Below are 19135 nucleotides of genomic sequence, written 5' to 3' on the forward strand. Positions count from 1 at the left end.
GGAGTGAAAAGCATGCAATTTAAAATAGGCGATATGGTCGTCAGAAAATCTTATCGAAGAGATATCTTATTTCGAATTATACGAATTGATCAATCGGCAAATGGAGAACCTGTGGCCGTTTTGCACGGAGATGAGGTCAGATTAATCGCTGACGCATATTTAACGGACTTGGAGATGGTCCGCGAGGCTGAGCGGCAGATGAGAAAGCGGGAAGAAGAATCGAGAATGAAGGAATCCCTCGATCTTCTCCGCCAGGATTACAAACTCCTTCACAATAAACATGAGTACCGCGCCACAAACCAATATAACAATCAACAGCAGTACTTTCATATGCCTGGAAGAGTCCTTCATTTAGACGGGGATTCGGCTTATTTAAAAAAATGTCTGGCGCTCTATGAAAAGATCGGGGTTCCTGTATACGGCATTCATTGTTATGAAAAGAAAATGTCATCGGTCATCGAGGAACTGATCGATGAGTACCGCCCGGATCTTCTCGTCATCACCGGACACGATGCCTATTCTAAGCAGAAGGGTGATATTAACAATCTGGATGCCTACAGGCATTCAAAAGATTTTATCGAAACCGTTCAAAAAGCGAGAAAAAAAATTCCCCATCTTGATCAGCTTGTCATTTTTGCAGGCGCATGCCAGTCCCATTTTGAATCACTGATCAGAGCCGGTGCAAATTTTGCAAGCTCTCCGTCAAGAGTCAACATCCATGCGCTTGATCCGGTCTATATAGTCGCAAAAATCAGCTTCACTCCGTTTATGGACCGCATTAACGTCTGGGAAGTGCTCAGAAACACCCTGACGAGGGAAAAGGGACTCGGAGGCATTGAGACGCGAGGCGTATTGAGAATCGGAATGCCATATAAAACAAAAGAAAACGATTAAACGAGCCCGCCGGATGGCGGGTTTTTGCCATACAGCCGAATGTTTTTACCTTTTTTTAAAAAAACATACATAATGAAACGAAAAATGAGGAAAATAAGGGAAAGTCGGCGTATAATTTGTCACAAATATTTTATTGACAGAGGCTTATGAACGTTGATATAATTTAAATTTTATTTGACAAAAATGGGCTTCTGGTGTATACTGAATATAGTGAGGTGGATGCAATGGCGAAAACGTTGTCCGATATTAAAAGATCGCTTGATGGACATTTGGGAAAAAGGCTGACGTTAAAAGCAAACGGTGGCCGCCGAAAAACGATTGAGCGTTCGGGCATTTTAGCTGAGACGTACCCTTCTGTTTTTGTGATACAACTAGACCAAGACGAGAATTCGTTTGAAAGAGTTTCATACAGTTATGCGGATATTCTTACTGAGACGGTTGAATTGAGATTTTCTGATGATAAAACCAGCTCAGTAGCCCTTTAATAAGCAGCGGACTTTATGTTTGCTGCTTTTTGTTTTGCCTTTTTTTATCCAGAATTTTTCGGGGAAGTTCTGCCCAAATCGAGCAAAGCTAATACATGTCACTTGTTTTATGATGAGTCAGACGGATGGTATGATACTTGAAAGGGGCTGTTTCGCATGGGCAGACGTCGAAGCATCATGTCAGAGGAATTCAAAAATGAATTGGCTAAGGATCTTGGATTTTACGACACGGTAAAAACCGAGGGCTGGGGCGGAATTCGGGCCAGAGACGCCGGTAACATGGTGAAGAGGGCCATTGAATTAGCCGAACAGCATATGGCTCAAAACCAGCAAAATCATTAAAACAGTGACATACGGAGGGCGCTTCTGTCCTCCGTTTTTTTCATTGATCTGCATTCAGCCGATCAGGTGCTGCAAACGCCTTGAGGATTCGCTGAAGGGGGCAATCGCGATCTGCGGGAATGACCGCATGCTAAGAGCGCGGCGTCTTGCACGGGCGCATGCATTTGTACTTGTAAGGATGACCGCATGCTAAAGGCGCGGCGTCCTGCGCGGGCGCATGCATTTGTACGTCCTGTACTTCAAAATATGTTACAATGTGGATACTTATGTTTAGATGGAGAAGTAGGTGAATGGATTGCGTATTTTAGAGAAGGCGCCGGCTAAAATTAATTTGTCGCTCGACGTTCGCCGCAAACGTCCAGATGGGTATCATGAAGTAGAGATGGTCATGACGACAATTGATTTGGCGGATCGGATTGAATTAACCGAGCTGGCAGAAGATAAAGTAACGGTTTCCTCGCATAACCGCTTTGTTCCCGACGATCAGCGAAACCTTGCTTATCAGGCTGCAATGCTCATGAAAGAACGATACGGCATTAAAAAAGGTGTTTCTATATTTATTACGAAAGTGATTCCCGTTGCTGCGGGGCTTGCGGGAGGAAGCAGCGATGCGGCTGCCGTCTTCAGAGGGCTGAACCGGCTGTGGGATTTGAAGCTTTCGATGAATGAACTGGCTGAGCTTGGCGCTGAGATCGGATCTGATGTCTCCTTTTGCGTACATGGAGGAACGGCTCTTGCAACGGGAAGAGGAGAGAAAATCCGTCATATCGAGACTCCGCCGCACTGCTGGGTTGTGCTGGCAAAGCCGACGATCGGCGTATCAACTGCAGAAGTGTACAAGCAGCTGAAAGTCGATGAGATTGAACATCCGGATGTTCAAGGTATGATTTCTGCGATCGAAGAGAAGAATTTTCAAAAAATGTGCGACAAACTCGGCAATGTTCTCGAATCTGTTACATTGAATATGCATCCCGAAGTCGCGATGATCAAAAATCAAATGAAGCGGTTTGGCGCCGATGCTGTGCTGATGAGCGGGAGCGGCCCCACTGTGTTCGGATTGGTTCAATACGAATCAAAAGTACAAAGAATCTATAACGGATTAAGAGGGTTTTGCGATCAGGTTTATGCGGTGCGGATGATCGGAGAACAAAATGAACTTGATTAAATCCGTATGTTAAGTTATATTATTTTTAAAAATATTCGGATTTTGGAGGTAAGTGCATGAAGTTTCGTCGAAGCGGCAGATTGGTGGATCTGACAAATTATTTGTTGACCCATCCGCATGTCTTAGTGCCATTAACCTTCTTTTCAGAACGGTATCAATCTGCTAAATCATCCATTAGTGAAGATTTAACCATTATTAAGCAGACCTTCGAGCAGCAGGGGATCGGGACGCTTCAGACCGTGCCGGGAGCAGCAGGCGGCGTTAAATACATTCCAAAGGTAAAACGCGATGAAGCGGAGGAATTTGTAAAGTCGCTCGGTGAGTCATTGATCGATTCGGAACGGATATTGCCCGGCGGATATTTGTATTTAACCGATATCCTTGGCAAGCCCTCTGTATTAACGAAGGCCGGCAAGATTTTTGCTTCAGCTTTTTCAGACAGGGAGATCGATGTCGTGATGACGGTGGCGACAAAAGGAATTCCTCTGGCATATGCGGTAGCCAGCTACCTTGATGTGCCGACGGTGGTCGTCAGAAAAGACAATAAGGTAACTGAAGGTTCAACGGTCAGCATTAACTATGTGTCTGGATCTTCCAACCGCATTCAGACGATGTCTCTTGCAAAACGCAACTTGCAGACGGGCTCGCGCGTTTTGATTATAGACGACTTTATGAAAGCGGGAGGAACGATCAACGGTATGATCAATCTTCTCGAGGAATTCAATGCCCATGTAGCAGGCATCGGTGTTCTTGTGGAGGCTCAGGGAGTCAAGGAGCGGCTGGTCGATGAGTACATGTCCCTTTTGACTCTTTCTGAAATTGATATGAAGGAAAAAAAGGTGGAAATCCAAAACGGAAACTTTCAGCGTTTTTTTGCAGACAATGAATAGGAAATGGGGAGTTTGAGATGACAAAGGTTGTTCAGACAAAAGAAGCACCGGCGGCGATCGGACCGTATTCACAAGGAATTGTTGTCAATAATATGTTTTACAGTTCAGGGCAAATTCCACTGACCCCGTCGGGTGAAATGGTGACTGGAGACATCACAGAACAGACGCATCAAGTTTTCCGCAATTTAAAAGCCGTGCTGAAAGAAGCGAACGCCTCTCTGGAGACTGTCGTCAAAGCAACTGTGTTTTTGGCGGATATGAATCAGTTCGCAGAGGTGAATGAAGTTTACGGACAGTACTTCGATACCCACAAACCGGCGAGATCATGTGTTGAGGTGGCAAGGCTGCCGAAAGACGCGCTCGTTGAAATAGAAGTCGTCGCATTAGTAAAATAGAAAAAACTCCGAAAAGATGGTTTTGGTCTCCAAAATCATCTTTTTTGTTTGGAAAATTTGTCAATTCAGTGTTTTTTTATCCCAATATTACAAAAATATTTTTAATTATGCAGGAAAACAAAAAAAACCGTTGAATAGTTACACTAATGTTTTTATATTGGGAAAAGGTGGTGAACTACTGTGGAAGTTACCGACGTAAGATTACGCCGCGTGAATACCGATGGTCGCATGAGAGCGATTGCATCCATCACGCTGGATCACGAATTTGTAGTGCATGATATTCGTGTAATTGATGGAAACAATGGTCTTTTCGTTGCGATGCCAAGTAAGCGTACACCTGATGGAGAATTTCGTGATATCGCTCATCCAATCAACTCAAGCACCCGCGGAAAAATTCAGGACGCGGTGTTAAATGAATATCATCGTTTGGGTGACGTTGAGGAAATAGAATATGAAGAAGCTGGAGCTTCTTAAAAAAAGAAGGGCTTATGGATAAGCCCTTTTTGTTTTGAAAAAAAATAATCTTATCATAATAAAATGACAATATATGGTTTGTGATTGCGTATAACAGAAACAGGAGGTAAAACATATGGCGGTTTGAGAATCCCATCCCGAAGGAATCAATTTGTCTCCCTGATCAGTGAATCCTAAATATACTCTGAATATCCAAAATATGCTGTCTTGATTTTCCGATTTCTCATTTTGGCTTGCTTGAAATCAACTCATATTTAGGATATATTTTTCTATGGATAATAGGGATAATGGAGGCCAATACATGGATAAGCGGTTTGCAGTTGTGTTAGCAGCTGGTCAAGGAACAAGAATGAAATCAAAGCTTTATAAAGTTCTTCATCCGGTTTGCGGAAAACCTATGGTCGAGCATGTTGTCGACGAAGCTCGCAAGCTATCATTAGAAAAACTTGTCACAATAGTTGGACATGGAGCCGAAGATGTCAAAAAACACCTCGGGGAAAAAAGCGAATATGCCCTGCAGGCTGAACAGCTCGGAACAGCCCATGCCGTTAAGCAGGCCAAGTCGATTCTTGGAAGCGAAAAAGGAACGACTATCGTCATTTGCGGAGATACACCGCTTTTAACTGCCGAAACGATGGAAGCCATGCTCAATGAGCACCAGAAAAAAGCAGCAAAAGTGACGATTTTAACCGCTGTAGCGGAGGATCCGACAGGCTACGGACGCGTTATTCGCAATGAAAACGGCGATGTTGCAAAAATTGTCGAACATAAAGATGCAACAGACGAGGAAAGACTTGTCAAAGAAATTAACACAGGAACTTATTGTTTTGACAACGAAGCTCTTTTTCAAACGATCGAGCAGGTTTCCAATGACAACGTACAAGGGGAATATTATCTTCCGGATGTCATTGAGATCTTGAAAAATCAAGGTGAGACTGTAGCCGCTTATCAGACTGGCAACTTCCAGGAAACGCTCGGAGTCAATGACAGAGTCGCCCTTTCACAAGCGGAAATTTATATGAAGCAGCGGATCAATAAACGCCACATGGGAAACGGCGTAAGCTTAATCGACCCCGACAACACATATATTTCACCGGAAGCCGTCATCGGCAGAGATACCGTGATTTATCCCGGCACCGTTATTAAAGGGCGGGTTGTCATCGGTGAGGACGCGGTCATCGGACAGAACAGCGAACTCGAAAACAGTACGATCGGCAGCAGAACGGTTATTAAGCAGTCCGTTGTCGTGAACAGTGAAGTCGGTGACGATGTTACAATTGGACCGTTTGCTCATATCAGACCCGATTCAAAGATCGGCAATGAGGTAAGGATCGGGAATTTCGTCGAAGTGAAAAAATCGGAATTTGGTGATCGCAGCAAAGCATCTCATTTAAGCTACATAGGGGACGCGGAAATCGGAACGGATGTCAATCTCGGCTGCGGGTCGATTACCGTAAATTATGATGGGAAACATAAGTTCAAAACGAAGATTGAAAATGGGGCATTTATCGGCTGCAACTCCAATTTGGTCGCTCCGGTGACAATCGGCGAAGGCGCATACGTAGCTGCGGGTTCAACGATTACCGACGATGTACCAGGCAGGGCTTTGTCTATTGCCAGAGCAAGACAAGTCAACAAAGAAGACTACGCTGAGAACATACACAAAAAATAATCCTAAATCGGAGGTTTACCATGTCTAAATATGAAGACGACAATTTGAAGATTTTTTCTTTAAACTCAAATCCGGGTCTTGCGAAGGAAATCGCAGATATCGTCGGAGTTGAGCTGGGAAAGAGTTCTGTTAAACGCTTTAGCGACGGTGAGGTTCAAATTAATATTGAAGAAAGCATCCGCGGCTGCGACTGCTATGTCATCCAATCGACAAGCGCACCGGTGAACGAGCATATTATGGAGCTTTTGATTATGGTAGATGCGCTGAAACGCGCATCGGCGAAAACGATTAATATCGTGATGCCTTACTACGGCTATGCCCGTCAGGACCGTAAAGCCCGTTCCCGTGAGCCGATCACAGCCAAACTGGTGGCAAACCTGCTGGAAACCGCCGGAGCTACCCGTGTGATTGCACTTGATCTTCACGCGCCGCAAATCCAAGGTTTCTTTGATATACCGATCGATCATTTAATGGGTGTTCCGATTTTAGGTAATTATTTTGAAGAGAAAAATTTCAAGGATGTCGTGATCGTGTCCCCTGACCACGGCGGTGTGACGCGTGCCCGCAAATTGGCGGACCGCTTGAAAGCGCCGATTGCGATTATCGATAAACGCCGACCTAAGCCGAATGTAGCCGAGGTTATGAATATCATCGGACATATTGAAGGGAAAACAGCCATTTTAATTGATGATATTATTGATACGGCAGGAACGATTACGCTTGCGGCTAATGCGCTCGTCGAAAGCGGCGCAGAGGAAGTGTATGCATGCTGTACACATCCGGTTCTTTCCGGTCCGGCGATCGAAAGAATCGACAATTCGAAAATTAAAGAGCTCGTTGTGACCAACAGCATTGAGCTTCCTGAAGAAAAGAAAATCGCGAAGTTCAAGCAGCTTTCTGTTGCACCGCTTCTGGCAGAAGCGATTATTCGTGTGCATGAAAAACAATCTGTCAGCTTCCTGTTCGATTAATTTGCTGATTCTGGTTTAAAGTTTTGTCGTTATGGGTATGGTTTTAGAAAGACCAATCTAACGATAGGATGGTGCTGAACATGGCAATTTTAAAAGCGGAAGAAAGAACGGATTCCAGACGGTCTTCTTTAAGAAAGATCCGGCAATCCGGGTATGTGCCGGGTGTCATTTACGGAAGAAACCTGGAAAACAAATCCGTTGCGTTAGACAGTATTGAGCTTTTAAAAATTTTGCGAGCTGAGGGCAAAAATACGATTATCAACTTGGATATAAACGGAGACCAGCACTCTGTTATGGTGACTGAGCTGCAGACGGATCCATTAAAAGATTCAATTGTACATGCCGATTTTAAAGTGGTTGATATGGAAGCGGAAATGGAGGCGACGGTTCCTGTAAACCTTACGGGTGAAGCAGAGGGGATTAAACAGGGCGGTGTTCTTCAGCAGCCGCTTTACGAGCTGTCTGTCACAGCGAAGCCGAAGAACATTCCGCAAACGATCGAGGTCGATATTTCCAGTCTCGAAGTCAACGATGTTCTAACCGTCGGCGATATTCCGTCTAAAGGCGATTATTCATACAACCATGAGCCTGATGAAGTTGTTGCATCCATTCTTCCTCCTCAAAAGCAGGAAGAAACGGAAGCCGAATCAGCCGCTCAAGACGTTGAGGAACCAGAAAAAGGCACTGAAGAGGAAAAAGAAGAATAAGTACGTAAGACGTAATCCTCCCGCGGTTACGTCTTTTGTGCTAGAATGAGGGGAAATTAGGATGCTCCCCCTCAGTATGCTGAGGCAGGGTTTTGCTTAAGGGAGGATATAGAATAATGCTTGTGTTTGCAGGATTGGGCAATCCGGGTAAAACATATGAAAATACGAGACATAATGTAGGATTTATGACGATCGACGAGCTTTCAAAAGAGTGGAACATTCCGCTTGATAAAACAAAGTTCAACGGTCAATACGGAATCGGATTTGTTTCCGGCAAAAAGGTTCTACTTGTTAAGCCGCTTACATATATGAATTTATCGGGAGAATGTTTGAGGCCGCTTTTGGACTATTATGAGATCCCTGTTGACAATTTGAAAGTGATTTACGATGACTTGGATCTTCCGACCGGAAGAATCCGTCTGAGGACGAAAGGAAGCGCAGGAGGCCATAACGGCATCAAATCGATGATTCAGCATCTGGGAACAACTGAGTTTAACCGGATCAGAATCGGAATCGGCCGTCCGGTCAACGGCATGAAAATCGTCGATTATGTGCTTGGCGCTTTTACAGATGAAGAAGAGCCGGTGATACAAGAGGCCGTCAGACAATCGGCCAAGGCCTGTGAAGCTTCTCTGGAAAAACCTTTTTTAGAAGTCATGAATGAATTTAATGCTAAGGTATAAGGCAGAAGGGAACGGAACATACTAGTTTTAAAAAGACTCGGTATGGAGGTTCCTTTATGGCTTTACATTATTATTGCCGGCATTGCGGCGTTAAAGTCGGAAGTCTTGATCATTCTTATGTAAACAGTGAACAGTTAGGCTTTAACCACTTAACAAACGATGAAAGAAACGATATGATTTCTTATATGGATAATGGGGATTTACACGTGAAGACGATATGTGAAGATTGTCAAGAAGCGCTTGAGCGAAACCCGGATTATCACCAATATCATTCGTTTATTCAATAAATAGCTTTGGTGTAGAGACTAGACCAAAGCATTTTTCTATTTGAGGAAGAGAGGAGGGGCTCATTTGAACAATATTCAATCCTATATCACAAAAAGCGATGATTTTAAATCCATCGTCAACGGCTTGAACGAAGGGCTGAAGGAACAGCTGCTTGCGGGGCTCTCCGGATCTGCCCGGTCGTTATTTACAGCCGCTCTTACAAAAGAAACGAGACGGCCGGTATTTTTAATTACGCATAACCTTTATCAGGCTCAAAAAATTACAGATGACTTGACAGGGCTGATAAAAGATCAGCCTGTCCTTTTATATCCTGTCAACGAATTGATTTCTTCTGAAATTGCGGTGGCAAGCCCTGAGCTGCGCTCGCAAAGGCTTGATGTCTTAAATCGGCTTGCAAGCGGTGAAACGCCTATCGTTATTGCTCCGGCAGCAGCCGTCAGAAGAATGCTGCCCCCTGTCGAAGTATGGCAAAACAGTCAGATTCGCATTGAGACGGGGCGCGACATCGACCCGGAACAGCTGCTTCAGAAGCTTGTTCAAATGGGGTATGAGCGTACGGATATGGTGGCGGCTCCAGGCGAATTCAGTATTCGCGGGGGGATTATCGATGTCTATTCATTGACCGAAGAAAACCCTGTCCGGATTGAATTGTTTGATACAGAAGTTGACTCGATTCGTATATTCAATACGGATGATCAGCGCTCACTGGAAACGCGCGATGAAGTAACGATCGGCCCTGCGAAGGAACTGATCGTGCGGGATGAAGATCGGCAAAGAGCGCTTGAACAAATCGATAAAGGTCTTGCCAACAGTCTTAAAAAGCTGAAGCTTGATAAACAAAAGGAAATTCTCGATCAAAATATAGCGGAAGATAAAGAGCGGCTCAAGGAAGGTCATATCGGCCAGGAAATGGTTAAATACCTTTCTTATTTCTATGAGAGGCCTGCTAGTTTACTAGATTATTTCCCGAAAAATACTTTGCTGATACTAGATGAGATCAGCCGTATTCATGAAATGGAAGACCAGCTTCAAAAGGAAGAGGCAGAATGGATTACGAGCCTGCTGGAAGAAGGGAAAATCCTTCATGATACAGCAATGTCATTTCCTTTTCACAGCCTCATTTCAAAACAGTCCCGCCCGATTTTGTATTACTCGCTGTTTTTAAGGCATGTGCAGCACACCAGTCCGCAAAACATCGTCAATGTTTCAAGCAAGCAAATGCAGAGCTTTCACGGACAAATGAATGTGCTCAAAAATGAGATTGAACGGTTTAAGAAATCGAAATATACAACGGTTTTTCTAGGGGACAGCAAAGAACGCGTCGAAAAACTTGCGTCTGTATTGTCCGATTATGAGATCGAAGCCGCCCAGGCCGACCAGGATGCAGCGCTTGCCCAAGGCCAGATTTACATTATGGAAGGCGGTCTTCAATCCGGCTTTGAACTTCCGATGATCAAGCTGGCCGTCATTACCGAAGAAGAACTGTTTAAAAAGCGTGTCAAAAAGCAGGCGCGCAAACAAAAACTGACCAATGCCGAACGGATCAAAAGCTACTCGGAGCTTCAGATCGGCGATTATGTCGTCCATGTGAACCACGGTATCGGAAAGTATTTAGGGATTGAAACGCTGGAGATCAACGGCATTCATAAGGATTACCTGAATATTCACTACCAGGGAAGCGACAAGCTTTACGTACCGGTTGACCAAATTGATCAGGTGCAAAAATACGTCGGTTCCGAAGGCAAAGAGCCGAAGCTTTATAAACTCGGGGGAAGCGAATGGAAACGGGTTAAGAAAAAGGTTGAAAGCTCTGTCCAGGATATCGCCGATGACTTGATCAAGCTTTATGCCGAAAGGGAAGCAAGCAAAGGTTACGCGTTTTCTCCCGACCATGAAATGCAGCGTGAGTTTGAAGCCGCATTTCCTTATCAGGAGACAGAGGACCAGCTGAGATCGATCCATGAGATTAAAAGAGACATGGAAAAAGAAAGACCGATGGATCGGCTCCTTTGCGGCGATGTGGGCTACGGCAAAACGGAAGTGGCGATCCGCGCCGCCTTTAAAGCGATTGCAGACGGAAAACAGGTCGCGATCCTCGTGCCGACTACGATCCTCGCACAGCAGCACTATGAAACGATATTGGAACGTTTCCAGGACTACCCGATTAATATCGGTTTGCTCAGCCGGTTCCGGACGAGAAAAGAAGCAAATGAAACGATCAAGGGCTTAAAAAACGGAACGATTGACATCGTAATCGGCACTCACAGGCTGTTGTCCAAGGATGTCGTGTACAAAGATCTTGGACTGCTTATCATCGATGAAGAACAAAGGTTTGGTGTCACGCACAAGGAAAAAATTAAACGCATTAAAGCGAATGTCGACGTTTTGACGTTAACGGCAACTCCGATACCTCGAACCCTTCATATGTCCATGCTCGGTGTCAGAGATTTGTCAGTCATTGAAACGCCTCCGGAAAACCGCTTCCCTGTACAGACGTACGTTGTCGAATACAACGGGGCCCTAGTCAGAGAAGCGATAGAACGCGAGCTGGCCAGGGGCGGTCAGGTTTACTTCTTGTACAACCGGGTGGAGGATATTGAAAGAAAAGCGGAAGAAGTCTCGATGCTTGTGCCTGATGCCAAGGTGACGTATGCCCATGGGAAGATGACAGAAAACGAACTCGAATCGGTCATGCTGAATTTCTTAGAGGGAGAATCGGATGTGCTCGTCAGCACAACGATTATTGAAACGGGCGTTGATATTCCAAACGTCAATACCCTAATTGTATTTGACGCAGATAAGATGGGGCTTTCCCAGCTGTACCAGCTGAGGGGCCGTGTCGGGCGCTCAAACCGTGTAGCTTACGCTTACTTTACGTACCGGAAGGACAAAGTCCTTACGGAAGTGGCCGAAAAAAGGCTTCAGGCGATTAAAGAATTTACAGAACTCGGGTCAGGATTTAAAATCGCGATGCGCGATTTAACGATCCGCGGCGCCGGAAACCTTTTAGGTGCGCAGCAGCACGGGTTCATTGATTCTGTCGGTTTTGATTTATATTCGCAAATGCTCAAGGAAGCAATAGAAGCTCGCAAGGGAGATGTACCGCAAGCTGAAAAATTTGAACCGGAAATCGATTTGGAGCTTGACGCATATATTCCGCAGACTTATGTGACAGACGGCAAGCAAAAAATAGATATGTATAAACGGTTCAGAGCGATTTCAACCATTGAAGAAAAGAGCGAGCTTCAAGACGAGATGATCGACCGCTTCGGCGAATACCCGAAAGAAGTCGAATATTTATTCGCCATCGCAGAGGCGAAGGTATATGCCATCACCGAACGCGTCGAGCTGATCAAGCAGGATAAAGACGCCGTCAGACTGACGATTGACGAAAAAGCTAGTGCCGAAATAGACGGCCAAAAACTGTTTGAACTCGGCAGTAAGTACGGCAGACAGATCGGCCTCGGGATGGAAGGAAAGAAATTGAAAATTTCGATTCAAGTGAAAAACCGAAATCCGGAAGAGTGGCTGGAAACGCTTCTCGAAATATTGAAAGGCCTTCAAAACGTTAAAAAGCAAACGATCGCTTCATCATAAAAATTTGTTGTTTCTCGCGTATATTACATTTGATGTGAAGGATACTAAAACCAATCAAGAGTGGAGAGTGTTACATAAGTACACAGCTCTGTTTATATCCACCAGATATATCATCAAATGAAAGAGAGGCAGCAGAGATGAAAGCAACTGGTATCGTACGTCGAATTGATGATTTAGGCCGGGTCGTGATCCCGAAGGAAATCCGCAGAACTTTGCGCATTCGTGAAGGAGACCCTTTGGAAATATTTGTGGACCGGGATGGGGAGGTTATTTTAAAAAAATATTCTCCGATCAGCGAGCTCGGCGACTTTGCAAAGGAGTATGCTGATGCGCTTTATGACAGCATGGGCCATTCCGTGCTGATTTGCGACCGGGATGTGTATATCGCAGTATCCGGGGGGTCTAAAAAAGACTATTTAAACAAATCGATCAGCGACATGGTCGAAAAGGCGATGGATCAGCGAAATTCTGTTTTGGAAGGAGACGCCAAGACAATTCAGCTTATTGATGGTATTGACGAAGAGGTTGCTTCTTATACCGTCGGTCCGATTGTTGCAAACGGCGATCCGATCGGAGCGGTTGTCATTTTTTCGAAAGACCAGTCAATCGGAGAAGTGGAACATAAAGCGGTTGAAACCGCCGCTGGTTTTTTGGCCCGTCAAATGGAACAATAGGTCTCATTCCTTTTATTTTGACATTCCTGCTCGAACGAGCTGGAATGCCGAAAGCGTTTTTCTCAGCTTGAATCAGCATCAGCAGTTGGAACAGCACCTTTTGGGCTGTTCTTTTTTAGTTCACAGTTGCAGGCGGGGTATGAGTCTTGAATATGGTATAATAAGCACGTTTCGTGCGCTTTTTAGAAAGCTGAGAGAAAGCGCATTGGAAGGAGCTTAAAGGAATGGGGTTTTTAAAAGGCCAAAGACAATGGATTTGGCAAGGCGCCTTTGTTTTATCATTGGCGGGGATATTATCAAAGATATTAAGCGCTGTATATAGAGTGCCTTTTCAAAATATAGTTGGAGATGTCGGTTTTTATATTTTTCAGCAGGTGTATCCGATGATCGGAATATCTGTGATGCTTGCCACCTCCGGGTTCCCGGTCATCATTTCAAAGTTGTTGAATGATTACGGGACGGCAAACCGGGCAAAAATTCTCCGGGTGTCTATGTTTTTTTTGTCGGTCGTGGGCCTTGGCTTTTTTCTTCTCTTGTTTGCCGGAGCCGAAGCCATCGCAGGGTTTATGGGTGATCCCGCCCTTGCCGGGGTGATCCGCGCCGTGTCGTTTTCTTATTTGCTGCTGCCGCTCGTGTCTTTGCTTAGAGGCTATTTTCAAGGAGGCGAACGGATGCTTCCGACGGCACTTTCTCAAATTGGAGAGCAGACACTCCGGGTCGGGGCGATCCTCATTTTGACGTGGTGGCTCGTCAAAAACGGCTTTTCCTTATATGACGCCGGGGCAGGGGCTGCCTTTGGCTCCCTTGTCGGCGGCCTTGCGGCGTTTTTCATTCTCGCCGTGTTTTGGGCCAAGCGTGAAAAGCAACCCGCTGCCGCCGGGATAGAGGCCGGTACAGGCGATATTTTGAAACAGCTGTGTCTGCATTCGGTTACGATTTGCACGGCCGGCCTCATGCTGATTCTCATCCAGCTCGTCGACGCATTGAACTTGTATTCATTGCTGGCCGGACAAGGAATGGACGAACTTCAGGCGAAACATACAAAAGGGGTGTATGACAGAGGACAGCCGCTTTTGCAGCTTGGAACCGTTTTTGCTGCGAGCATTGCGACAGCTCTTGTCCCGTCCCTTACAAAAGCGAAGAAAAATGGAGAAACGGCGGTTCTGGAGGAAAAGATCCGTTATTCGCTAAAAATGAGCTTCGTCATCGGCATTGGAGCAGCCGCCGGTCTGATATGCATTTTGGAGCCGGTGAATGTCATGCTGTTTAAGAACAGCGATGGAACGGCTGCGCTGCAGATTTTCAGCGTGTCGATTCTGTTTGCATCGTTGGCGATCACGATGACTGCTGTTTTGCAAGGACTCGGCAATACATGTCTTCCAGCTGTTTCCGTCTGCTGCGGCTTTTTTGTGAAAGCCGTATTGAACGAGTTCCTGATCCCCGGTTTCGGCATTTCCGGCGCCGCTTTTGCGACTATGATGTCATTCGCTGCTGTCGCTGGACTCAATTTTTTTCAGCTGAAAAGGAAAGGCTGGATCAAGTTGCCGGAATACAGGATAGCGGGAGTTTTGCTGTCGGCTGTGATCATGTCGGCCGCTCTGGCGGTGTGGCTTTTTGCTTTTGAAGCGGCCATACCTCATGAAAACAGATGGATCGCGGCGGCGGAAAGTCTTAGCGCCGTATTCGTCGGCGGCATTGTCTTTTTGTCCGGTATCTTCACATTACGCGTGTTTTCAGAAAAAGAACTTGAGCTTGTACCTTTTGGCAGCAAGCTCCTGACAATAAAACGAGAAAGGGGCGGCAGACATGGCCGGTAAAATCACGGTAGTCGGCCTGGGGGCAGGCGATATGAATCAATTAACCCTCGGTGTATATAAACGGCTCACACAAGCGGAGGTTCTTTATGTCAGGACGAAAGACCATCCGTTAATAGAAGACCTGAAAAAAGAAATAGCTGAGATTCATTTTTTTGATGAGGTCTATGAAAAGCATGATCAATTCGAAGATGTTTACGAGGAGATCGTAGAGCGGCTGTTTGAGGAGGCGAAGCAGCGCGATGTGCTCTATGCCGTTCCGGGCCATCCGTTCGTCGCTGAAAAAACGGTTCAGCTTTTGCTTGAGAGGCGGGGCGCTCATCAGGCCGATGTCGTTGTCGAGGGAGGCCACAGCTTTATTGATGCGACATTAAATGCTTTGCAGATCGATCCGATTGACGGGTTTCAGTTTGTCGACGCCGTCCGGTTTTCCGCTGACGAAGTCGAGCTCCGTCATCATTTGATTATTTGCCAGGTATATGATCAAATGACGGCATCAGAGGTCAAACTGACGTTGATGGAAAAGCTCCCTGATGACTATGAAGTCGTCATTGTCACAGCGGCCGGAAGCAGTATGCAAGACATTCGGACAGTGCCTCTTTACGAATTGGACAGAAGTGTCGGTATCAATAATTTAACGAGCGTCTACGTTCCGCCGGTCAAAGACGAGGAGGTTCTGTACCAGGAATTTTCGATGTTCCGCAGCGTCATCAGGAAGCTGCGCGGACCGGACGGCTGCCCGTGGGATCGGAAACAAACCCATGAATCGCTCAAAAAATACTTAATTGAAGAATGCTATGAGGTGCTCGAGGCGATTGATGAAGAAGATCCCGACCACCTTGTTGAGGAGCTCGGCGATGTGATGCTCCAAGTTCTGCTGCATGCGCAGATCGGCGAGGATGACGGTCTTTTTACAATTGACGATGTGATTCGCGGCATTACGGCAAAAATGATCAGAAGGCATCCGCATGTCTTCGGAGAAGTATCTGTTCGTGATGAGGCCGACGTCATGGTAAACTGGGAAGAGATCAAGAAACAGGAGAAACAAGCGGACGATCCATCCCTTCTCGACGACATTCCAAAGCCGCTGCCTGCTTTGTCAAAAGCGAACAAGCTTCAGAAAAAGGCGGCAAAGACCGGATTCGACTGGTCGAATGTCCAGGATATTTGGGATAAAGTTCACGAGGAAATGAAAGAATTTTCTTCAGAAATTTCCGAAGCCGAACAGTCCAGCAAAAAAATGAAAGAAGAGTTCGGCGACCTTTTATTCGCTCTCGTCAACATCGGCCGGTTTTATAAAATTGAACCGGAAGAAGCCCTGGCGATGACAAATGCCAAGTTTTACAGAAGGTTCACGCATATTGAACAATCTGCAAAGCGCATGGGCAAGGATCTGGAAAGTATGACGCTTGAAGAAATGGACGAATTGTGGAATGAAGCGAAAGACATTGAAAGGAGCTGACAAGTGATGAGACTCGACAAATTTCTCAAAGTATCAAGGCTGATTAAAAGACGGACGCTTGCAAAAGAAGTGGCTGACCAGGGAAGAATTTCGATCAATGGCCAGCAGGCGAAAGCAAGCTCTGTTGTCAAAGCGGGAGACGAGCTTGCGGTGCGTTTTGGCCAAAAGCTTGTAACCGTCAAAGTCAATGAATTGAAGGATACGACAAAAAAAGAAGAAGCCGCTGATATGTATACCGTTCTCAAAGAAGAGAAGCTGGGAGGAGAATAGGCTTGTTCTAAAAAAATCCCCCGTCTCATACAATGCAGTATCGAATCTTTAGTATGAGGATATGGGGGATGAATCGATGAATGTATATTATGATCAGCACAACCCTTCCGGCGGGGCATCTGGTCCTGAACATAATGTGACGATGAAGGGCCGCAAGCTGCTGGATATATCCGGTGTCAAACAGGTCGAGAGCTTTGACAATGAGGAATTCTTACTTGAGACGGTCATGGGCATGCTGGCAGTCAGAGGCGAAAACCTGCAGATGAAGAATCTCGATGTGGAAAAAGGCGTTGTCTCCATCAAGGGAAGAGTGCTTGATCTCGTCTATTTGGATGAGCAGCAGGGGGAGAAAGCTAAAGGATTTTTTAGCAAGTTGTTTAAATGACGCTGACCACTCAGTTCTATACGATGCTGGCCATGGCCGGAATGGGGGCATGGCTTGGCGCTTCCCTTGACACCTACACCCGTTTCGTTGTCCGCTCGAAAACAGCAAGGTGGCTGTTGTTTCTCCATGACTTTTTGTTTTGGGTGGTACAAGGTCTCCTTTTTTTCTATGTTTTGCTGAGCGTGAATGAAGGGGAATTCCGAATTTATATCTTTCTGGCGGTCATGCTTGGATTTGCCGCTTATCAAAGCCTTTTTAAGCAGATCTATATCAAGCTTTTGGAATGGATGATTTCCTTTTTCATATTCATCTCCAGGCTGGTCTCAAAGATGATGCAGATGATGGTGTTTCGGCCTGTTGTATGGACGTTTCAAGCTATTTTTGCCATCATTCTTTTTACAATGAGAAATATCTATGTTCTTTTTCGTTTTTTTGCGGTATGTTTATATAAGATATTAAAATTTGCAGGATATCCGATTTATTTTATACTATATCAATGCTGCAGGCTTCTTCCCGCCCCGGTTCGGGGATTGTTGAGACGCTTTTTGCAAAAAGGAGCAGGATTTTTCGAAAAGGGGAAGAAACTATTCATAACAATTAAGGCAAAACTTTTAAAAAAATGAGGGGAGGCCGTCTGGAATGAATGATCCCATGAGACGCAACATATCGCAAATACAGAACGAATACAAAGAGCAGATGGAGCGAAAACAGCAGCAGCTGAAAAGAAAAAGACGCGGTCTATACAGACGGTTGATGGTTTTCGGCGCCGTTGTGCTGCTGTCGGCGATTGTGATTGTCAGTTCTCTTTGGTCGCAGACTTCGGATATCAGCGCGAAGCAAGAGAAGAAAGAAGACCTTTTGAAACAATTGGAACAACTGGAAGCAAAAAAATCGGATTTGAAAGATGAGATTGTGAAATTAAAGGATGAGGACTACGTTGCAGAGCTTGCCAGAAAGGATTATTACCTCTCAAAAGATGGCGAAATCATCTTCAAGTTTGAAGATAAGAGCAAGTAGCCTTGTTGACACTTATTTTTTTCTTTATGTATAATTAAACAAATGATCTTTTTTAAGTCTAAGGAGGAGCACTTTTTTTATGTCGATTGAAGTTGGCAGCAAGTTGCAAGGGAAAGTAACAGGTATTACAAATTTCGGAGCGTTTGTTGAACTGCCTGGAGGATCAACAGGTCTTGTTCATATTAGCGAAGTAGCCGATAACTACGTGAAGGACATTAATGATCATCTGAAGGTTGGTGATCAAGTAGAAGTTAAAGTCATCAATGTTGAGAAAGATGGGAAAATCGGCTTGTCGATCAAAAAGGCTGTAGACCGTCCTCAATCATCAAGACCTGCGAGACCTAAAAATGATTTCCGCTCTAAAGAAACGTTTGAACAGAAAATGAATAAGTTTTTAAAAGACAGTGAAGATCGCTTATCGTCTCTAAAACGCAACACGGAATCAAAACGTGGAGGGCGCGGAGCAAGAAGAGGTTAACTTGCTGCTTTCTATATATACGAAAGGCATTCGTCTTATCCCAACGGATGCCTTTTTATTGTCTTATAAAATTTTTATTAAAATTTCTATTGACGGATAGGACAATCCTTTGTATTATAGAACTTGTGCGTTAAAAGAAATCAACAACATGGCGGTGTAGCTCAGCTGGCTAGAGCGTACGGTTCATACCCGTGAGGTCGGGGGTTCGATCCCCTCCGCCGCTACTTATATGAAGGCCCGTTGGTCAAGTGGTTAAGACACCGCCCTTTCACGGCGGTAACACGGGTTCGAATCCCGTACGGGTCATTCCGGAAACCGGCTTCTTCTGAAGCCGGTTTTTTTGCTGCATAAAAATACGCAAAATAACGGGAATGGACTCGACTTATCAAGAGTGATTGAAGCATGCTACAAAAAGCGTCGAACAGTTCTTTGAATTCATTACCTTCTTTTGACAAAATCCTATTTCATCTTT

The 19135-nt window shown here is 45.2% G+C and carries 21 protein-coding genes and 2 tRNA genes; all 23 read left to right on the plus strand.

Annotated features, from left to right (window positions below; translation table 11 throughout):
• The first annotated feature begins 12 nt into the window (after nucleotides 1-12).
• The 23 genes from yabG (at nucleotide 13) to MHH76_RS00405 (ending at nucleotide 18969) form a co-directional block, all read left to right on the plus strand.
• Nucleotides 13-894 carry a sporulation peptidase YabG gene (yabG, locus tag MHH76_RS00295; RefSeq protein ID WP_023855980.1) on the plus strand — a complete coding sequence of 294 codons (882 nt, stop codon included), beginning with the start codon at nucleotides 13-15 and terminating at the stop codon, nucleotides 892-894.
• 224 nt (nucleotides 895-1118) lie between these two features.
• Nucleotides 1119-1379, plus strand: coding sequence for a Veg family protein (locus MHH76_RS00300; protein ID WP_003178187.1), 261 nt, complete (start codon nucleotides 1119-1121; stop codon nucleotides 1377-1379).
• Between the two features lie 156 nt (nucleotides 1380-1535).
• The gene (locus MHH76_RS00305) at nucleotides 1536-1721 is read left to right on the plus strand and encodes a small, acid-soluble spore protein, alpha/beta type (RefSeq protein WP_003178189.1); all 186 of its coding nucleotides are present in this window, start codon (nucleotides 1536-1538) and stop codon (nucleotides 1719-1721) included.
• Nucleotides 1722-2016: 295 nt separating this feature from the next.
• A complete protein-coding gene (ispE, locus tag MHH76_RS00310; protein ID WP_025809574.1) occupies nucleotides 2017-2886 on the plus strand; it encodes a 4-(cytidine 5'-diphospho)-2-C-methyl-D-erythritol kinase in 870 nt (289 codons plus the stop codon).
• 56 nt (nucleotides 2887-2942) lie between these two features.
• Nucleotides 2943-3776 (plus strand): pur operon repressor, encoded by an 834-nt coding sequence (purR, locus tag MHH76_RS00315; protein WP_020449806.1) that lies wholly within the window; start codon nucleotides 2943-2945, stop codon nucleotides 3774-3776.
• Nucleotides 3777-3793: 17 nt separating this feature from the next.
• The gene (gene ridA / locus MHH76_RS00320; RefSeq protein ID WP_020449807.1) at nucleotides 3794-4171 is read left to right on the plus strand and encodes a 2-iminobutanoate/2-iminopropanoate deaminase; all 378 of its coding nucleotides are present in this window, start codon (nucleotides 3794-3796) and stop codon (nucleotides 4169-4171) included.
• Nucleotides 4172-4351: 180 nt separating this feature from the next.
• Nucleotides 4352-4645, plus strand: a complete 294-nt coding sequence (gene spoVG, locus MHH76_RS00325) for a septation regulator SpoVG (RefSeq protein ID WP_003178198.1) — start codon at nucleotides 4352-4354, stop codon at nucleotides 4643-4645.
• Between the two features lie 301 nt (nucleotides 4646-4946).
• Nucleotides 4947-6317: a bifunctional UDP-N-acetylglucosamine diphosphorylase/glucosamine-1-phosphate N-acetyltransferase GlmU gene (gene glmU / locus MHH76_RS00330; protein WP_020449808.1), complete on the plus strand. Its 1371-nt coding sequence runs from the start codon at nucleotides 4947-4949 to the stop codon at nucleotides 6315-6317.
• 20 nt (nucleotides 6318-6337) lie between these two features.
• On the plus strand, nucleotides 6338-7288 hold the full coding sequence (locus MHH76_RS00335) for a ribose-phosphate diphosphokinase (protein ID WP_020449809.1): 951 nt from the start codon (nucleotides 6338-6340) through the stop codon (nucleotides 7286-7288).
• A gap of 80 nt (nucleotides 7289-7368) precedes the next feature.
• Entirely contained in the window at nucleotides 7369-7995 is a 627-nt protein-coding gene (locus tag MHH76_RS00340; protein WP_020449810.1) for a 50S ribosomal protein L25/general stress protein Ctc, read from the plus strand.
• Between the two features lie 116 nt (nucleotides 7996-8111).
• Nucleotides 8112-8678 (plus strand): aminoacyl-tRNA hydrolase, encoded by a 567-nt coding sequence (gene pth, locus MHH76_RS00345; RefSeq protein WP_020449811.1) that lies wholly within the window; start codon nucleotides 8112-8114, stop codon nucleotides 8676-8678.
• A gap of 56 nt (nucleotides 8679-8734) precedes the next feature.
• Entirely contained in the window at nucleotides 8735-8965 is a 231-nt protein-coding gene (locus MHH76_RS00350) for an anti-sigma-F factor Fin family protein (protein WP_003178210.1), read from the plus strand.
• Between the two features lie 64 nt (nucleotides 8966-9029).
• Nucleotides 9030-12563 (plus strand): transcription-repair coupling factor, encoded by a 3534-nt coding sequence (gene mfd, locus MHH76_RS00355; protein WP_020449812.1) that lies wholly within the window; start codon nucleotides 9030-9032, stop codon nucleotides 12561-12563.
• 137 nt (nucleotides 12564-12700) lie between these two features.
• The gene (gene spoVT / locus MHH76_RS00360) at nucleotides 12701-13237 is read left to right on the plus strand and encodes a stage V sporulation protein T (RefSeq protein ID WP_020449813.1); all 537 of its coding nucleotides are present in this window, start codon (nucleotides 12701-12703) and stop codon (nucleotides 13235-13237) included.
• A gap of 224 nt (nucleotides 13238-13461) precedes the next feature.
• The gene (locus MHH76_RS00365; RefSeq protein ID WP_020449814.1) at nucleotides 13462-15054 is read left to right on the plus strand and encodes a polysaccharide biosynthesis protein; all 1593 of its coding nucleotides are present in this window, start codon (nucleotides 13462-13464) and stop codon (nucleotides 15052-15054) included.
• Nucleotides 15044-16513 carry a nucleoside triphosphate pyrophosphohydrolase gene (gene mazG / locus MHH76_RS00370; RefSeq protein ID WP_020449815.1) on the plus strand — a complete coding sequence of 490 codons (1470 nt, stop codon included), beginning with the start codon at nucleotides 15044-15046 and terminating at the stop codon, nucleotides 16511-16513. Before MHH76_RS00365 ends, mazG begins: the two co-directional genes overlap by 11 nt.
• Before the next feature lie 6 nt (nucleotides 16514-16519).
• Nucleotides 16520-16783 (plus strand): RNA-binding S4 domain-containing protein, encoded by a 264-nt coding sequence (locus MHH76_RS00375; RefSeq protein WP_003178218.1) that lies wholly within the window; start codon nucleotides 16520-16522, stop codon nucleotides 16781-16783.
• A 76-nt stretch (nucleotides 16784-16859) separates the two neighbouring features.
• Nucleotides 16860-17168, plus strand: coding sequence for a sporulation protein YabP (yabP, locus tag MHH76_RS00380; RefSeq protein ID WP_011197470.1), 309 nt, complete (start codon nucleotides 16860-16862; stop codon nucleotides 17166-17168).
• Nucleotides 17165-17791, plus strand: coding sequence for a spore cortex biosynthesis protein YabQ (gene yabQ, locus MHH76_RS00385; RefSeq protein WP_020449817.1), 627 nt, complete (start codon nucleotides 17165-17167; stop codon nucleotides 17789-17791). The genes yabP and yabQ overlap by 4 nt, the downstream gene beginning before the upstream one ends.
• A gap of 16 nt (nucleotides 17792-17807) precedes the next feature.
• Nucleotides 17808-18185, plus strand: a complete 378-nt coding sequence (locus MHH76_RS00390) for a septum formation initiator family protein (RefSeq protein ID WP_020449818.1) — start codon at nucleotides 17808-17810, stop codon at nucleotides 18183-18185.
• Nucleotides 18186-18264: 79 nt separating this feature from the next.
• Nucleotides 18265-18663 carry a S1 domain-containing RNA-binding protein gene (locus tag MHH76_RS00395; protein WP_003178226.1) on the plus strand — a complete coding sequence of 133 codons (399 nt, stop codon included), beginning with the start codon at nucleotides 18265-18267 and terminating at the stop codon, nucleotides 18661-18663.
• A gap of 150 nt (nucleotides 18664-18813) precedes the next feature.
• Nucleotides 18814-18887: transfer RNA gene (locus tag MHH76_RS00400), tRNA-Met, on the plus strand.
• Between the two features lie 10 nt (nucleotides 18888-18897).
• Nucleotides 18898-18969 (plus strand) — tRNA-Glu (locus tag MHH76_RS00405).
• Nucleotides 18970-19135 lie beyond the last annotated feature (166 nt).

The sequence above is a fragment of the Bacillus sp. FSL L8-0193 genome, from assembly GCF_037976065.1.
Lineage (GTDB): Bacteria > Bacillota > Bacilli > Bacillales > Bacillaceae > Bacillus > Bacillus paralicheniformis.

Excerpts from the sequence above, each read along its gene's own strand:
- yabG (WP_023855980.1), top strand. The coding sequence starts at position 13 with ATGCAATTTAAAATAGGCGATATGGTCGTCAGAAAATCTTATCGAAGA.
- MHH76_RS00300 (WP_003178187.1), top strand. The coding sequence starts at position 1,119 with ATGGCGAAAACGTTGTCCGATATTAAAAGATCGCTTGATGGACATTTG.
- MHH76_RS00305 (WP_003178189.1), top strand. The coding sequence starts at position 1,536 with ATGGGCAGACGTCGAAGCATCATGTCAGAGGAATTCAAAAATGAATTG.
- purR (WP_020449806.1), top strand. The coding sequence starts at position 2,943 with ATGAAGTTTCGTCGAAGCGGCAGATTGGTGGATCTGACAAATTATTTG.
- ridA (WP_020449807.1), top strand. The coding sequence starts at position 3,794 with ATGACAAAGGTTGTTCAGACAAAAGAAGCACCGGCGGCGATCGGACCG.
- glmU (WP_020449808.1), top strand. The coding sequence starts at position 4,947 with ATGGATAAGCGGTTTGCAGTTGTGTTAGCAGCTGGTCAAGGAACAAGA.
- MHH76_RS00335 (WP_020449809.1), top strand. The coding sequence starts at position 6,338 with ATGTCTAAATATGAAGACGACAATTTGAAGATTTTTTCTTTAAACTCA.
- MHH76_RS00340 (WP_020449810.1), top strand. The coding sequence starts at position 7,369 with ATGGCAATTTTAAAAGCGGAAGAAAGAACGGATTCCAGACGGTCTTCT.
- pth (WP_020449811.1), top strand. The coding sequence starts at position 8,112 with ATGCTTGTGTTTGCAGGATTGGGCAATCCGGGTAAAACATATGAAAAT.
- MHH76_RS00350 (WP_003178210.1), top strand. The coding sequence starts at position 8,735 with ATGGCTTTACATTATTATTGCCGGCATTGCGGCGTTAAAGTCGGAAGT.
- spoVT (WP_020449813.1), top strand. The coding sequence starts at position 12,701 with ATGAAAGCAACTGGTATCGTACGTCGAATTGATGATTTAGGCCGGGTC.
- MHH76_RS00365 (WP_020449814.1), top strand. The coding sequence starts at position 13,462 with ATGGGGTTTTTAAAAGGCCAAAGACAATGGATTTGGCAAGGCGCCTTT.
- mazG (WP_020449815.1), top strand. The coding sequence starts at position 15,044 with ATGGCCGGTAAAATCACGGTAGTCGGCCTGGGGGCAGGCGATATGAAT.
- MHH76_RS00375 (WP_003178218.1), top strand. The coding sequence starts at position 16,520 with ATGAGACTCGACAAATTTCTCAAAGTATCAAGGCTGATTAAAAGACGG.
- yabP (WP_011197470.1), top strand. The coding sequence starts at position 16,860 with ATGAATGTATATTATGATCAGCACAACCCTTCCGGCGGGGCATCTGGT.
- yabQ (WP_020449817.1), top strand. The coding sequence starts at position 17,165 with ATGACGCTGACCACTCAGTTCTATACGATGCTGGCCATGGCCGGAATG.
- MHH76_RS00390 (WP_020449818.1), top strand. The coding sequence starts at position 17,808 with ATGAATGATCCCATGAGACGCAACATATCGCAAATACAGAACGAATAC.
- MHH76_RS00395 (WP_003178226.1), top strand. The coding sequence starts at position 18,265 with ATGTCGATTGAAGTTGGCAGCAAGTTGCAAGGGAAAGTAACAGGTATT.